This is a genomic window from Methanohalophilus levihalophilus (genome assembly GCF_017874375.1).
In the GTDB taxonomy this organism is placed as follows: Archaea; Halobacteriota; Methanosarcinia; order Methanosarcinales; family Methanosarcinaceae; genus Methanohalophilus; species Methanohalophilus levihalophilus.
Genome location: NZ_JAGGLK010000001.1, coordinates 492,827 through 509,075 on the forward strand (window position 1 = coordinate 492,827; position 16,249 = coordinate 509,075).

General features: G+C 39.6%; 14 protein-coding genes. 7 read left to right on the top strand and 7 right to left on the bottom strand.

Features of this window, described 5'->3' with window-relative positions:
- Positions 1 to 183: 183 nt before the first annotated feature.
- The gene (locus tag J2755_RS02585; protein ID WP_209679241.1) at positions 184 to 351 is read left to right on the top strand and encodes a hypothetical protein; all 168 of its coding nucleotides are present in this window, start codon (positions 184 to 186) and stop codon (positions 349 to 351) included.
- Between the two features lie 209 nt (positions 352 to 560).
- Here J2755_RS02585 and J2755_RS02590 read toward each other — a convergent pair whose 3' ends face one another.
- The 7 genes from J2755_RS02590 to J2755_RS02620 all read right to left on the bottom strand — a co-directional run bounded on the left by J2755_RS02590 (position 561) and on the right by J2755_RS02620 (position 10,498).
- Positions 561 to 1,745, bottom strand: coding sequence for an argininosuccinate synthase (locus J2755_RS02590; protein WP_209679243.1), 1,185 nt, complete (start codon positions 1,743 to 1,745; stop codon positions 561 to 563).
- Positions 1,746 to 1,791: 46 nt separating this feature from the next.
- Positions 1,792 to 5,028, bottom strand: a complete 3,237-nt coding sequence (gene carB, locus J2755_RS02595; protein ID WP_209679257.1) for a carbamoyl-phosphate synthase large subunit — start codon at positions 5,026 to 5,028, stop codon at positions 1,792 to 1,794.
- Positions 5,028 to 6,122 (bottom strand): glutamine-hydrolyzing carbamoyl-phosphate synthase small subunit, encoded by a 1,095-nt coding sequence (gene carA / locus J2755_RS02600; protein ID WP_209679871.1) that lies wholly within the window; start codon positions 6,120 to 6,122, stop codon positions 5,028 to 5,030. The genes carB and carA overlap by 1 nt, the downstream gene beginning before the upstream one ends.
- Before the next feature lie 86 nt (positions 6,123 to 6,208).
- On the bottom strand, positions 6,209 to 7,168 hold the full coding sequence (locus J2755_RS02605) for a TolB family protein (protein ID WP_209679259.1): 960 nt from the start codon (positions 7,166 to 7,168) through the stop codon (positions 6,209 to 6,211).
- A 93-nt stretch (positions 7,169 to 7,261) separates the two neighbouring features.
- Positions 7,262 to 9,166 carry a Glu-tRNA(Gln) amidotransferase subunit GatE gene (gatE, locus tag J2755_RS02610; RefSeq protein WP_209679261.1) on the bottom strand — a complete coding sequence of 635 codons (1,905 nt, stop codon included), beginning with the start codon at positions 9,164 to 9,166 and terminating at the stop codon, positions 7,262 to 7,264.
- Between the two features lie 174 nt (positions 9,167 to 9,340).
- Positions 9,341 to 10,057, bottom strand: a complete 717-nt coding sequence (locus J2755_RS02615) for a winged helix-turn-helix transcriptional regulator (protein WP_209679263.1) — start codon at positions 10,055 to 10,057, stop codon at positions 9,341 to 9,343.
- An 18-nt stretch (positions 10,058 to 10,075) separates the two neighbouring features.
- Positions 10,076 to 10,498: a peptidase domain-containing protein gene (locus J2755_RS02620; RefSeq protein WP_209679265.1), complete on the bottom strand. Its 423-nt coding sequence runs from the start codon at positions 10,496 to 10,498 to the stop codon at positions 10,076 to 10,078.
- Positions 10,499 to 10,779: 281 nt separating this feature from the next.
- On the opposite strand from J2755_RS02620, the gene J2755_RS02625 reads away from it, so the two are divergent.
- The 6 genes from J2755_RS02625 to J2755_RS02650 all read left to right on the top strand — a co-directional run bounded on the left by J2755_RS02625 (position 10,780) and on the right by J2755_RS02650 (position 15,694).
- The gene (locus J2755_RS02625) at positions 10,780 to 12,027 is read left to right on the top strand and encodes a hypothetical protein (RefSeq protein WP_209679269.1); all 1,248 of its coding nucleotides are present in this window, start codon (positions 10,780 to 10,782) and stop codon (positions 12,025 to 12,027) included.
- Between the two features lie 71 nt (positions 12,028 to 12,098).
- Complete coding sequence (locus tag J2755_RS02630; protein WP_209679273.1) at positions 12,099 to 12,938, top strand: hypothetical protein; 840 nt, start codon at positions 12,099 to 12,101, stop codon at positions 12,936 to 12,938.
- A gap of 75 nt (positions 12,939 to 13,013) precedes the next feature.
- A complete protein-coding gene (locus tag J2755_RS02635; RefSeq protein WP_209679276.1) occupies positions 13,014 to 13,835 on the top strand; it encodes a hypothetical protein in 822 nt (273 codons plus the stop codon).
- Between the two features lie 119 nt (positions 13,836 to 13,954).
- Entirely contained in the window at positions 13,955 to 14,821 is an 867-nt protein-coding gene (locus J2755_RS02640) for a cytochrome c biogenesis CcdA family protein (RefSeq protein WP_342591041.1), read from the top strand.
- Positions 14,822 to 14,837: 16 nt separating this feature from the next.
- Positions 14,838 to 15,293 carry a hypothetical protein gene (locus J2755_RS02645; RefSeq protein ID WP_209679279.1) on the top strand — a complete coding sequence of 152 codons (456 nt, stop codon included), beginning with the start codon at positions 14,838 to 14,840 and terminating at the stop codon, positions 15,291 to 15,293.
- A gap of 194 nt (positions 15,294 to 15,487) precedes the next feature.
- Positions 15,488 to 15,694, top strand: coding sequence for a hypothetical protein (locus tag J2755_RS02650; RefSeq protein ID WP_209679283.1), 207 nt, complete (start codon positions 15,488 to 15,490; stop codon positions 15,692 to 15,694).
- Positions 15,695 to 16,249 lie beyond the last annotated feature (555 nt).

A 16,249-nucleotide genomic window follows, 5' to 3' on the forward strand; every position in this document is an offset into this window, starting at 1 on the left:
AGTAGTTTGTAATATCTGGAAGCTTTGATATTGCATAGCTTTCAGCATCCTGCTTATTGATAGTTTGGGCTATATACTTGGAGCGGTGATAGAAACCTTAATAAATGATTAATCATTATAGATGTGTGCAATGATTAATCGTGATAAATAATCATTAAACACTAAAAATGGAGGTAAACATAAATGGACACATATTACGAAGGAACAATGATGGACGATGAAGACCATATTCTTGAATGGAGAACCGGAGGACTTAGCTCTGATGTCGTTGGTGCATTCATTGTCACACTTGCAGTGTCCATCACCTTGATGGCCTTCCTCAGACTTACATCTTATGTCAGCTTCTTTTGAATCGAGGAAAAGTTCCGGTTCGCCGGAAACTCCGTTCTTTTTTCTTTTATCTTAGTCTCTTTAAATTTTCTTGAAATCGGTAGAAATAACATCGTTTCAAAAGGAACATCTACGGTAATTAAAACGATTCTTGTTTGTAAAAATTATGAAGCTTCAAGGCTTAGCCTCAGCAGTAAATAACCTTAAACAAAAAAAGATGGGAAGGGGAATTATTCCCCTGAAATAAACCTGCGATAGTGTCTTGCCTGGAAACCGTGGTATTTTGCATACCCTTCGGCATCCTGCTGGTTGATAGACTGGCTATCAAAGGAAACAAGTTCTTCTGAATAGAGAGCAAACGGGGAAGTGCGTGCCATCACGTATGCATTACCCTTGTAAAGCTCGATGGTTACGGTTCCTGTAACTCTATGTTGTGTGTTATCAATAAAAGCATTGAGGTCATCGAAGAGCGGCTCATCCACAAGACCATAGTATGCAAGCTCTGACCATTCAGAATCAACATGGGCTTTGAACTTCAATTCAGATCTTGTGAGTACAAGCTTTTCAAGATCCTTGTGGGCTGTGAGCAATACTGTTGCTGCAGGGTGTTCGTAATTCTCACGAGCTTTCAGACCGAGAATCCTGTCTTCAATCATATCAGTGCGACCCACACCATGACTGCCGGCAATGTGGTTAAGTCTCTCAATCAGGTCAACGCCGTTCATGAGTTCCCCGTCAATGGATACTGGAACACCATCTTCGAAGCCGATTTCGATTAACTGGGCATCAGGAGCCAATGCGGGATCAACAGTCCACTTATATATTTCTTCAGGTGGGATGTAACCAGGATCTTCAAGTTTGCCACCCTCAATACTCCTGCTCCAGAGATTCTCATCAATGCTCCATGGCTTTTCAGTAGTAACCGTTACAGGAATATTGTGCTCTTTTGCGTAGTTAATTTCCCATTCACGGGTTAAGTTCATCTCGCGCATTGGAGCGATGACTTCCATGTCAGTTAGCCTGAATATTGCTTCAAAGCGAAGCTGGTCATTACCTTTACCTGTGCATCCGTGTGCAAGGACATTTGCTCCTTCTTTCTCGGCAATCTCAACAACCTTGCGGGCAATCAGAGGTCTTGCAATGGATGTACCCATCACATAGCCTTCATAGTCACCATTTGCCTTGATAAGCGGGAAAAGATACTCATTAACAAATTCTTCCCGGACATCAAGGGTATAGTGCTTATCACTGATTTTCTTCGCTTTATCCTCAGCCTGTTTTACGTCTTCTGCAGGCTGGCCGACATCGACTGCCACAGTGATAACTTCATCACATTGGTATTTTTCCTTAAGAATTGGAATACAAATGGAAGTATCCAGTCCTCCGGAATATGCAAGTACAGCTTTCTTTACCATATTTGGTCCCTCTGGTAGATAAAATGAATAAAATTACAGCAGGACTTTACTCCTGCTGGAGCACTTCTTCATGATACTCATTGATGGATTTGATAGTTACCTTGTCACTCTTCATTGAAGAGATTGCTTCAACCGCTGCTTTTGCAGCCTGAATTGTGGTAATGTAAGGCACCTGATAATCCACTGCAGCACGACGAATATGGTATCCGTCCCTGCGTGACTGTCTGGAAGTCGGGGTGTTAATAATCAGAGCTACGTCACCACGACGGAGCATGTCAATTACATTCGGGCTGCCTTCATGCACTTTTTGTACGGCTTCCATAGCAACCCCGGCTTCTCCTAAATAGCGGGCAGTGTCTCTTGTTCCCATAAGATTGAAGCCCATGAATTGCAGTTTCCTTGCTACTTCCACAAACTCTTCCTTGTCAGCATCTTTTATGGAAATAAACACTGTTCCTGTTAACGGGAGCAGGTTGTCAGCACTCAATTGCGCTTTGAAGAATGCACGGCCAAAGTTGTAGTCAATTCCCATTACTTCCCCGGTACTCTTCATCTCAGGTCCAAGCACAGGGTCTGCTCCGGGAAGCTTGTCGAATGGGAGCAATACTTCCTTAACGGAATAATAATCAAGTGACGGTTCCTTCTCCTGAAGGTATCCGAGATCTTTAAGGGAATGGCCAATAATAACCTGGGCTGCAATCTTTGCAAGAGGCAAGCCTGAAGCTTTTGATACAAACGGAATTGTTCTGCTTGACCTCGGGTTCGCTTCAAGCACATAGACGATGCCGTCCTTTGTAGCCATCTGGAGGTTAATGAGACCTTTAACTTCAAGTGCAAGCGCAATCTTACGCGTGTAATCCCTGACAATTTCAAGAATGTCCTCGGGAAGATCGTAAGGTGGAATCACACAGGCCGAATCACCGGAGTGCACACCAGCTTCTTCAATGTGCTCCATGATTGCACCAATCAGGACATCCTTGCCGTCGGAAACCGCATCTACATCAATCTCAATTGCACCTTCAAGGAAGTCATCAATCAAAATCGGGTGTTCAGGGGACACGCGTACAGCTTCTACCATGTAGCGCTGGAGATCTGCGTCATCATAGACAATTTCCATTGCCCTGCCACCAAGTACATATGAAGGCCTTACAAGCACTGGATATCCAATCCTGTTTGCAACATTAATGGCTTCATCTTCAGAGGTTGCATAGCCAGCTTCTGGCTGGTTTATGCCCATTTCCTGAAGCATCAGGTTAAACTTCTCCCTGTTTTCTGCAACATCCATATTTTCAGGAGATGTTCCCAAAATCTGTGTAGGAAGATCAGTGCGACGTTCAAGCTCCTTCTTAAGTGGAAGGGCCAGATTTACGGAAGTCTGTCCACCAAACTGGACCAATACACCATGAGGTTTCTCACGGTCGATGACATTCATTACATCCTCAAGGGTAAGTGGTTCAAAGAATAGCTTGTCGGATGTATCATAGTCAGTGGAAACCGTTTCGGGGTTGTTGTTGATGATATGTGTTTCAATTCCCTCTTCCCTTATTGCACGTACTGCGTGTACGGTACAGTAATCAAACTCAATACCCTGACCGATACGAATTGGACCTGCGCCGAGAATCAGGATTTTCTTATTGTCAGAGGGCTCACATTCATCCATGGTTTCATAACATGAATAATAGTAAGGAGTTGCAGCAGCAAACTCAGCTGCACAGGTATCTACCATCTTGTACGTGGCATTAATTCCTGCTTCTCTCCTGATATCATTAATTTCTTCACGGCTTCTTGATGTGAGTTCTGCAATACGGGCATCAGTCAATCCCATCTGCTTTGCTGTTCTCAGCAGTTCTGAATCAATGGCACCTGAAACAACAAGAGAACTTGCAAGCTTCTTTTCCGTTTCCACAATGTTGCTCATCTTCTCGATGAAGAAGGGATCAATACCTGAAAGTTCGGATATCTTTTCAATGGAATAGCCTTTCTGCAGGGCATTGTAGATGACATAAAGACGCTCACTGGTTGGGGTCTTCAATAATGTTACAATCTCTGCATCATCCCATTCATCTACTCCAAGACTCATACCATTTTCAAGGGAACGCACCGCTTTGAGAAGGGATTCCTCAATTGTCCTTCCAATGGACATTACTTCTCCAGTACTCTTCATGGAAGTGGTAAGTGTTTTGTCAGCAGTTACAAACTTGTCAAAGGGCCAGCGTGGAATCTTTGTTACAATGTAGTCAATAGTAGGTTCAAATGAAGCAGGAGTTTTCTTTGTAACATCGTTAGGGATCTCGTCGAGAGTCATACCAACAGCAATCTTTGCTGTTACCCTTGCAATCGGATAACCTGTTGCCTTTGACGCAAGAGCTGATGATCTTGATACACGTGGATTGACTTCAACAATCCTGTAGTCCCCATCCTTGGCGGCAAACTGGATGTTACATCCACCCTCAATATCGAGTTCCCTTATGATCTTGATTGCTGCTGTACGGAGCATCTGGTGTTCCTCATCATTAAGAGTCTGTGAGGGAGTAACCACCATGGATTCTCCGGTGTGGACACCCATTGGGTCAAGGTTTTCCATGTTACAAATTACAATACATGTATCATTGGAATCACGCATTACTTCGTACTCGAATTCTATCCAGCCGAGTACACTTTCCTCAATAAGCACCTGGTTAATACGGCTTCGGCGAATACCACGTTCCACAATCTCAAGGAGCTCTTCACGTGTGTGGGCAATTCCACCACCTGCTCCTCCAAGAGTGTATGCTGGTCTGATGATAAGTGGAAGGCCGAGTTCGTCTATGAGTTCTTCAGCTTCCTTTAATGATGAAATGGCTTTGCTGCGGGGTACTTTCTCACCGATCTTTTCCATGGTTGCTTTGAAAAGCTCCCTGTCTTCGGTGTTTTTAATAGCTTCAAGGGAAGTTCCAAGCAGTTTTACACCGTATTTGTCAAGTATACCACGCTCTGCCAGTTCACTGGTAACATTGAGACCGGTTTGTCCACCAAGACCTGCAATAATACCGTCAGGACGCTCTTTCTCAATGATTCCTCCAATTATTTCGGGATCAAGGGGTTCAATATAAACAGCATCCGCAGTCTCAGGATCAGTCATGATAGTTGCAGGGTTGGAGTTTACGAGAACAACCTCGAAACCTTCCTCGCGAAGGGACCTGCATGCCTGACTTCCTGAGAAATCAAATTCTGCTGCCTGACCAATCATAATTGGGCCGGAGCCGATAAGCATAATCTTTTTAATTCCTTCCTTAACTGGCATCAGTTGTCACCTCCCATCATCTTGTTAACCCTGCCAAAAAACAGTTTCTCGGTATCAAGTGGACCGGGATGTGCATCCGGATGATACTGGACACTGAGAACATCCAGATCACGGTGAGCCACTCCTTCCACTGTTTTGTCATTGGCATTGAGTTCCGTAATTGTAAGATCTGTGTGTTCAAGTGAGTCCCCATCCACAGCAAAACCATGGTTCTGGGAAGTAATGTGTACAATGGATGTTGCAAGATCCTTCACAGGCTGGTTTCCTCCCCTGTGACCGAATTTTAGTTTGTATGTATCTGCTCCAAGAGCAATGGAAATTACCTGATGACCAAGACAGATTCCGGCTATCGGAAGTTCGGAAGAGAATTCCTTGACAGCCTTAATGGCCTCAGTAGCGTTTTGTGGATCTCCAGGACCATTGGAGAAAAAGAGCAAATCCGGTTCGTAGCTTGCAATGTCGTTAACAGATGTTGAAGCCGGGACAACCTGCACATTAATCCCTCTTGCAATAAGGCTGTCAATGATTTGAGTCTTCATACCGAGATCAACAAGAACAACTGTTTTTGATTTTTCAGTTGCCCCTATTCCTTTTACAAGATAAGGTGACTGGCATGTTACTTTTGATATAAGATCGATTTCAGAAATCGGAGGAACTTCACGGGCAAGTTGAACGGCTTCATCGCCGTCATCACTGCCTACAATCAGGGCAGCACGCATTGTACCGTGTTCCCTGTTGTTGATAGTGAGCATTCGGGTATCAATACCGGAAATTCCGGGTTTACCCTCATCCTCCATAAGTTTGTAAATTGTTTTCTTTGACCTGTGGTGTGATGGCTCTGGACAGGCTTCCCTGACAACCAGACCTTCTGCTTTTACACCGTCTGACTGGAAGCATTCTTCGCTTACACCATAATTTCCTATAAGTGGATAGGTGAACATGAGAATCTGACCCTTGTAGGAAGGATCGGACAGAGCCTCCTCATACCCGGTATATTGGGTTGTAAAAACAAGTTCTCCACAGACTGTACCTTCGGCACCAAAACCAGTGCCTTTAACAACCGTACCATCTTCTAATCCAAGAACTGCATGCATAATCGGAACCTGCGTATACATGTTAAAGGTCAGCAATAAGTATTTCGATAGAAAAAGGAAAAAGAGTGTTCATTAATAGTATTTTCTTATAATTCCCTGAGGAATAATAATACAAAAAGAACAATAAAGAATGCGACAACCACACCAGCCACAGCTGTTGCATAAATTGGTTCTTCCTCAAAGAGATCTATTATTGAGTCAATTGTTCCCTTTGGGGCGTCTTCATCTGCAGGATCATAGACGATATCATCAAGTTCAAATTCTGCCAGCCAGATTCCATTCTCATCTCCCAGATCGGAAACATATGCTATTGTTCCACCATTCGGATTCCATGAAGGGGATTGTTCGATAGCAGAATCAAAAGTAAGTCGTACCGTTCTGGTTCCTTCAAGGTTCATGATCCAGAGATCAGTGTATTCACCTTCGTCCGAAACAAATGCTATCCATTCCCCATTAGGGCTTACAGATGGAGATTTTTCAGAATATGACGTATTTGTAACCTTGAAAGCAGGACGACCATCAAGATAGGAAATCCAGAGATCGCCGTTCAGGGAATAAATTAAGCTATCCCCGGATGGGAACCAGCTGACTTTCTCTTCAGCACCGGTAGTAGATGTCACCTGTGTCCTGTTTTCCCCGGAAGCATCCATAAGCCAGATATCATTTGTTCCGGATATCTTAGAAAGATAAGCAATATATGTACCGTCAGGTGAAGATACCGGATAGCGGGAGTCTGCATTTTTGGTTATCTGTGTACGGTTTTGGCCGTTAGTATCGATTACATGGATGTTTATATGATCTCCGGTGAACGGACTACGTTGCTGTGAAGCAAAGAAGATTTTCTCACCGGTTACATCAAAACATGGGTCTCCATCCCATGCAAGACTATCATAGACTCGCTTCTGGTCTGACCCATCAGGCTTCATAATCCAGATACTCTGGTCTTTCACAAATGTGATTAAATCGCCATCAGAGTTCCAGCACGGTGAAATATAATTTTTACCTTCGGTGATCTTAATATTATCAGAGCCTGCTGTAAGGCCCACGCTCAGGATGGAAATTAATAATGCAACAAAAATAAATAATGAAATATTACCGATGTTATTGCGGATTATTTGATCACCGGTAATTATATTACTTCATTTGCTATTTAAAAATGTCTCAATTTTCTTTTTAAGAACTTCACTCACAAGCTTGCCATCGGCTTTCCCCCGGAATTGCCCCATAACAATTCCCATGAGAGGGCCTACGGCACCATGTCCTTTTTCCAAAACGAAATCCGCTCTTTCCACAACTATTTTTTCGGCAAACTCTTCAATCTGGGAGACATCAACGCCGGTGAACCCAAGAGAATCAAGTGCATCCTCAAGTTTTTCCCCGGGGTTCTTTGCAAATTCACGAAGGAGGTCTCCAATTCCTTCCTTAGCTGCTTTGCCTTCTGCAACTGCACCAAAAACAGATAGGAAATGCGAATCAGTGAGCCTATCGGTTTCAACTCCGTTACGGCGCAGCTCCGGAATCATCCCTGTAAGGGTTCTGGATATGAGAGTTGGGGTAACCGTATTATCTGAACTGAATTTGTCCATCAGTTCTTCGAAAAGTGGAAGATACTGAGAGTATACGATTTTTTCCGCGAGCTCTTCATTTAGGTCGTATTCCTGCACAAACCTGCCGCATTTTTCCGTAAGCAGTTCAGGAAGTACAATTGAATCGTAGTAATCCCTTGAAATATCAATCGCTGGAACATCTGTTTCAGGATACATTCTGGATGCTCCAGGAAGCGGTCTCATGTATGCGCTATTGCCATCAGGGAGTGCTCGACGTGTTTCCTCCGGGACAAATTCTAGAGCTTCCTGTGCCCTTATTAAAACGCTTTCCATGGCTCCATATGCTCTTTCTTTTCTATCAGCAACCAGAGCTACGGCACCTCCTTCCATTGCACCTACTGCATCCCTGAGAGCATCAACTTCTTCCTGGGTAATGCCATATTTTGGCAACTCATCTGTGTGGAAAATACCTCCCACACCTGATGTTTTTGCCCTGTCGGAAAATTCCGTCCCAAGCCTTCTGCCGGGCTGGACTTCCCTGCCAATCAGGCCGTCAAAACCACGCAGCAGGACGGCATAGACTTTACCTTTCTTAATGGATTTCTTGATGACTTTGGACTCTGTGTCCTTGAAAATGTCAGTTACATCAAATATCTCATCAACAACAGACGCATTTCTGGAAAGCAATTCTTTGCGAATTTCCAGCAGGTTTACCTGGCGTTCAACTTCTCTTTCCACAATGGTTTCAATCATATCAAGTGCCTGTACACCCTTGATTTCAACCCTTGCACCTTCTGCAATAGAGATGTTAACATCCTGACGAATTGTTCCCAAGCCACGCTTCACTCGACCTGTCGAGCGCAGGAGCATTCCTATCATTTCCGCGGTTTCCCTTGCATGTGACGGAGAAATTATATCCGGGGCTGTTCCAATTTCCACAAGCGGTATCCCGAGCCTGTCAAGGGAATAAATAATTGTGTCTCCGGCATCCTCCAGCTTCTGGGAAGCTTCTTCTTCAAGACATAGAACGTCCACGCCTACATTTAATTCGCTTGTCGGGACCACGCCTGCATTTGCAAGGAAAGCAGTCCTCTGGAACCCCGAGGTATTTGATCCATCCACAACAATTTTCCGCATTACATGAAGCTGATCAACCGGCTGCATCTCAAGAAGCTTTGCAACGGTAAGTCCTATTTCCAGAGCTTCGGAATTCAATTCGGATGGTGGTTCTTCATCATATTCTACCAGACAGGTGGTATCATATCCCTTGTACACATAGCGGCGATTCACCTTAAGCTGCTCCACTGCAGCCCTGTCTTTTTCTCCCATTTCGCTTTCAGTAGCGCACAAGTAGCGGAAAAACTCAATGTTGGATTCTGAAGTATCACGAAGAACCGTAGGACAGTGACAAAACAGTTTTTCCTTCGAATCAAGTTGCTGGTGGATTTCCAGCCCGCATTTTAGACCTAATTTCCTGTAATCAATTTCAGCGCTCATGGGAACATCACCGATAATAAGAATCCGCTATCATGGAATTAGAGAAATTTATAGTAAAGTTACAATTACAGTCCATCATTAAAGGTATAGGTTGTATTAAACTTCACCTATTGTTTCAATAAAGCTGTCTGGGAGATTACTTCAACCCTTATTGAAAAAAAGAAAAATATTATCTCAGGTTTTGATATAGAGAGCGTTTTCTACATTTTCTCTGATGGACGGATTAATAAAATATCTCTTGTATTTTCCATCAGATTCAAAATCAATGATTCCTTCATTGTGCATGTCACTTATGTGCCAATGTACCGTGCTTTTATCCAGATTAAAAGTTTGTGTGATTTCTTGATTTGTCATCCCAGGCTTTTGAATTATAGATAGCAAAATCGATTTTCTTGTACTATTTCGCATAGCATGTGCGATCTTCTTTTCAGTATCCGTATATTTACTGGATTTCTTAAAAAGAAGTGTGAATTTACCTTTTTTTGCATGAGTTATTTTGTTGGACAATTGAAGAGTTCGCACATGATATCGAACGCTACTTCTATTCAATCCCATATCTTTTTCGATATCAGTTATCGTGCTTCCAGGATTCATGGTTATGTAACAAAGAATTCGATTCCTATTTTGATTTCCATTATATTTCTTTATTCTTCCTAAAAACAGTGGCAAGAATTTATAAAATGCAAATGAGATTCCCAACAGACCGGATATATAAACAATTTGAAGGGACAATGGAAGCTCAAAAAATGAAAGGTTGGCATCTGCTCCTCCACCTTCATACAGACCTCTTTCAGGTCCAGTATATGGAACTATTTCATACTCGCTTGCATTTACCAAAACAGGACTGCAAACAAATAAAAAAAATAAAAGAGAAATCAGTAATTTACTCATATGTAATAAAAGTATTTTTTAGATATAATAGTCTTCCGTCCCTGTTACACGATAACCATAGACCTCATAATGCCACGTTCCAAGGTCAATTCCTCCGGATTTCTTAATCTCAATATTTATTCTTCCATCGGTGGCACCGTCAGAGCTATCATAAAATGTTCCGACTAGCTGGTTATCTGGATTGTAAACTTTTAATCGGAGTGAATCGCTTGTGTCACCCCAATTCAAATCTATGTGAAGGGAAGTTGCGTAAGAACTGACTGACTTGCTATGCCAGTTTGTTTCTCCCTGTGTAATTGTATCGCCAACCCATCTTGGTGTTATACTGGTATCTGATTTGACAGGAACAACAGTGTACCCGTTATCCTGATTGGCTGTAGCACCGGCAAAGGATACTGAGAAAATCAGCACAATTAATAATATTCCTATTTTCTTCATCATAAAAATTCTCCTATAATTTATCAAACTTTCATGTGAAAAATGTAGGATATAACTTTTGTGACCATATCGTCCAACTGAAAGAAAACAGTTTGATGATTTGGTTAGAAAATTTATATATTGTTTCTTCATAGAGCATTGTGAGCATCTTTATGGTGTTCGGGAGTGGGCTAAGCTATCTGAAATTGGTAGCTGAACTCACAGAATGAGCAGGGGTATGTTTGAGATTTCGATTGCAAGCATAGCTTTGCTTTTGAATGAATTGAATAAATAGAGGAAAATACATGAAAACAAGAGAAACAAGAATTGCATCACTTTTTATGACGATGCTTATCATAGGTATGTTTGCAGTTGTGCCTGCAATGGCTTGTGTACCTGGAGAACCGAGTGGTTGTGAAGGAAGTTTAACAAATGCGGAAGAAACTAATTTAATAGAAATAATTGGTGCAGATAAAGAGAACTTCTATAATATAGCAGTTAAAAATGAACGAGTGAATGAAGTGAAAAGCGATCTTAGTGAACAAGGATTTAAAGAAGCAAACTTTGAAGCCTACGCTAAAGTCATAACACTCGATGACGGATCTATTCTTGAGACACAATTTGGTGTAATTGAGTTTGAATCATCTGAAGAAACAAAGGAATTGTTTTACATTTATGATCAGGAAACTGGTGAAAATCTAGTTTTGCTTGCTTCTGAAACAAATCTTGATCTAAATGAAATGAAGATTGGTGCTACTAATAAAAAGGAATATAAAACAACCGAAGTTAATGTCTATGATCTTTTTAAAGTAAAGCCAAACAAACTTCCAGTTCCTTTGTTAAGGTACAATAATCTTAATACAGATATGAAAACTGATATACAGTCAATTGCTGACAAAGCAAATATCAAATCTGAAGATGAAATCGTTGGTATGCTAGAATACAACAATCAAAAAATAGTGCTTGTTGATTCAGATAATGAAGTAACTGAAATAGTTACAGACGAACAGGGAAATATTATAGCAACATATCAGCTTGAGCCAACATTTGTTGGCAGTACCGAATACATGAACGAAGAAGCCAACATTCCACTGAAAACAACAGTTGACCTATACAAACTAGACATTACAGTTCCTGACAGTAAAGGAAGTCCAGTTCAAACCTTGACAACAAACATCATCACTGCGGAAAATTCAGCATGGAAAGAAATTGTTTGTGAACCATGTAAGTATACTAGCAAGGATATGAATGTTGTAGCGAAAGGTAAGTTTTACATAGACTATGGAAATGAAGTAGAATCTGTAACTCAAATGTCATATTCAGAAACAAATTGCAATATATGTATATCAAAATGTAGTTTTGAAAGATCTACCTCCGGAGGAAGCTATGAAAGACAAGTTGATGCTACTGGAATATGGGCCGTTAATCTAGCACCAGTAACAGCAAATTTCGAAATATCTTCATGGGTTTCTGTTGACAAATATGGAGATATGGATAGTGGTGCTTCAGAAGACTCTTGGCTAACTCCCGGATTTGGATGTTACGGTCCCTGAGTAATAGGCTATGACTAAAAGGTTGCATTTTAGCAACCTTATTTTTTGCAGCAAGAGGAGAGATTGATCTTATGTACAAAATGGTTTCTAAAAAAACAATTGCTATAACAATAAGTATGCTTTTGATTTTCAGTCTAATTTCTGCTTTAGCTACGTTACCTAGGAATCCTGCTCAATCAAGTAATCAGTTCGAGTTTTCAGAATTGTTTAGCTCATCTTTTCAGAAATTTCCAGTTCCTTTGAATAGCTATTCCATTTCACATAATTACATCGATTCAATTATTGATTCCGCATCTTTTACCACTAATCCTCAAAATGTGATCGGTTTCAGTGAGCTTGAAGAGGCGAATATTGTACTTATAGAATCAGATGGAAATATAACGGAAATAGTAGTTGATGACAAAGCCAATATTTTAGAAATAAATACATTTGAGATGAAAACACTTGCTTCAAGAGATTTTTCTGCATCAGGAGAATTAATAGAGGGTACAGTAATAGAATTATATGAGCTTGAAATTCCCCTACCAAACTCAAACAATTCTTCCTTTCTTACTGTAAATGCCCTCGGAATATCCCATGAAAGTTGGAAGGATGAAAACGGTTGTAAGAGAGATATAAATAAAAAAGTACGCCTTAAAGGACTTTTCTTTGTTGATAGTTCTGATAACGTACTTGTTACAGGAAATTCAGAGGTATTCACAAATTGTACTTTATTGTCAGTTACTGAAGCTAAAAGCAAATCACAGAGCGGCGAGATTGTTGGAGAATTCATCAATTCAGTGAAATGGGGAAGTAAAGGACTATTCATAAGTTCTGAATCAGAAAGAGAATCTCACATTGTTGTTGATAAATTTCTGAATATCGAAATCTGGGTTACAGAAGATTCATGGATGGGCTGGAAGTTGTTTTGAAGCTCTAAGATCGTTAGATTCACCATACTTAGAGAGATTTTTTGAATTTGCTTACTACTATAGGAAGGTATTTAAATGAAATTTCAATTTTTCTTAATTTTATTAGTATTATCAATTTCAACTGTAGGATGTGTCGAGAACATTCAACAAGACACTCAGGAAAAATACAATTTGGAATATGATTTCCATAAAGGAGACGTTTTTTCATACCAAATTGATACAGTAATACACAATCAATACAAAAGCGATTCTAAATTAGCTGATATGGTAGTCAATAGCGCAGAAATAAACGATATTATTTTGGATATCTCAAATAGTGTGATAGTAAATGACGACGAGTCGAATGAAAATTATTACCACCTAAACATAAACAACTATGGAGATATTCTAGAGCACAATTCTAGCGACTTAATAATACCTGAAATCGAACCAAAATTCATGCTGATATTACCATTTCCAAAAAAAGAAATCGTTAATGGGGACGTATGGGAATCAACTTTGAATGAAAATAATAGTCATTTTGCAGAGAGAAAAAATATTGAATATCAGTTATTTGCAAATACCACATTCAGATGTCTTGGCAATGAAATAATTTCAGTGAATGCAGGTGATTTTAATTGCGTAGGGATCGAAAGACGCACAAACTATGTTCTTAGTATAAACTCTATACACCAAAATAGAACTGTTTATACCCAGAAAATAACTGGAACCATTATAGGAGCAAGCTGGTTCGATCTAGAAAAAGGATTTCTTGTGGAATCTGAACATGATTTCAATAAAAATATAAAAACAAATTATTTAGAAATCAATGAAGAACTTGGATTTGAAAGTTTATATCAAGAAACTCCTATAAATTCAACTATCGCAATTGAGCTGCTAAATGTACAAGGAGATTAAATATGGAGAAGCAGCTCATATGTTCATTTTTTTTGATTTTTATATTATCCATCCCCACATCTGCCGCACAACCTATTTCCATAGAATATTTCCACCAAACCGGCTGCCATGATTGTGAGGTGACGAACCCTATTATAGACAAAATCGAAAATCAATATGAAGATATTATAATTGTGCGGACTAATGTCATAAATATTGAAGGATTTAACCGGTGGAACCAGTATGGGTTTATTGAAGTTCCGGCCATCGTCATAAATGATGAAACAAAAATTCCAAAGGAAGAAATTACTGAAGAGAATCTCAGGATATCAATTGAAAAATATCTTGAAGAAGACAAAACTGAAAAACGACATATAAACCGTGAACTAAACATCCCTTTTGCTTATTCATTAGGCCTTTTTGCAGGATTGTCTCCATGTTTGATGGCAATACTCGGATTCCTATTAAGCTTTACAGCCGGCACCGGTGAATCTGCGCGTAGCGGTATGGAAAGAGCAGTGGTTTTTGGAATCGGATTGATGGTATCTTACCTTACTATAGGAATCGGATTACTGGTATTCAAAACATCACTCCCTGATTTGAATCTGTTTTCTTTGCTTACAGGGATTATAGTTGTTGGAATTGGGCTCTATCTGATGGGAGTTTTTAACTTGCCATTATCACTTGACAACTATTTCCAAAATACTGCCAGAAAACATGCTGGTACAATTGGAGGATTGTTTTTTCTGGGTATTTTATTTTCCTTGGTAAAGGTACCGTGTACTGTACCAATGCTTCTAGTTTTGCTGAATAAAACCATCACAGAAGGAACAATCGGTGATTTGGGACTGCTATTTGCCTTTAGTTTTGGAGTACTAACACCATTTATCGGAATTGGGTTGATTGGAGGATATACCTTATCCAAACGTATTCGTGAACATAGAAAATATCTAAAATTGATCAGTGGAATATCCCTTGTGTTGTTAGGCATATGGGTGATGATTTAAGAAAAGAAAGGTAATCATGCATGCAAAACAATTCCAAGCAAAAATTCTCACAGTTGTAGGAGGGCTGCTTGGACTTCTTTTTTATTATCTATATATCATCTTTTTGATGAGATTAAAAGCCCATTTTTTTTCTAAGACAGATGAAACGATTTCGAATTTAGTGGTCGTTCAAAACTGGGGACCTGTAGACTACTGGTTAGATGCCGGTTTGATCGCATTCTTTGTTGTAGCTGGAATCTACATCCTAAACAATGATAAGTTACCTGCATCTGAAAGAGCTCGTACTATTGAATTTATAAAGAGTACGCTGATCGGTTTTTTGCTTTATATTCCTATTACAGTAGTAGCTTTTCTTTCAAATTTTATAATATCAACCAAAATTACTATAGCTGGAGGATATATTTTTATCTTAATTATATACTTAATATTCAGAAGAAAAGTGCCATACAAGAATGACTTAAAACGAGGATAATAATGGAAAAGAAACAATTATTGAGACTATTCCCAGTTTTTTTAGTTATTGGTATAGGAATTCTTAGTAGACTTGTAGCTCAAAAGATAGTTTGTGATGCCCAATTAATCCAAATAATTCTCATTGTCTTTTTTCTCATAGGTTTTCTTACATATTGGATTATAGCTAAGCTGGAAAGTTAATAAGGAGATTACATGAAACCCATGAGGAAAACAAAAGCAATGGATTTCTTAATCAAAACACTAGTTTCAATAGCTCTCATAGCTGCATTTTATAATGCGTATTTAGAGTTGTTCAAGGATGATTTTAGCCCATTCCTTCTATACATCACATTGATGTTCGTCTTGATGGCAAGTTTTGCTCAGAAAATAAGAAAAGCAAAACTGAAACAAGTACAATGATACTATTCATACTGTTATTCAATCAAATAAAACTCAAAAATCCAGAGGTGAGTCTGTAAATGGATACAAAACCAATAAAGAAAATGATCCTAGGAACACAAATTATACTTCTAGGGGGATTTATGATAGTAGATCCTTCAACTGACTAGGTGGGTTAGAATATCTCATAATAATTGCCGGATTAGTTATGGGAATAATCGGATTTTCAACTACGGATCTAGCTTAACTTCTTGAGAGTGGATTATTATGGAAAAAAATGCTAAAACTGCTGTAGGTTTCATAGTGCTGTGTGTTGCATTCTATGCTTTCTTTTTGATATTGAATTATAGGTGAATTGAGAAAAAATGATAACTAAGATGAGATGCTGCTATGAACTCAAATTTTACGCAAGTATTTAGCGCACTTTTTATTATTTTTCTATTACTGAATCACATTAATTTATTTGAGCTTACAGTAGTAGCTGTTATCGGTTCAATTTTTATCGCATTGATAGAAGCAGCTATTCCGTCAGCTATTCTGTATATTATTTATCGTTTTGCTGTGAAATCTACAACT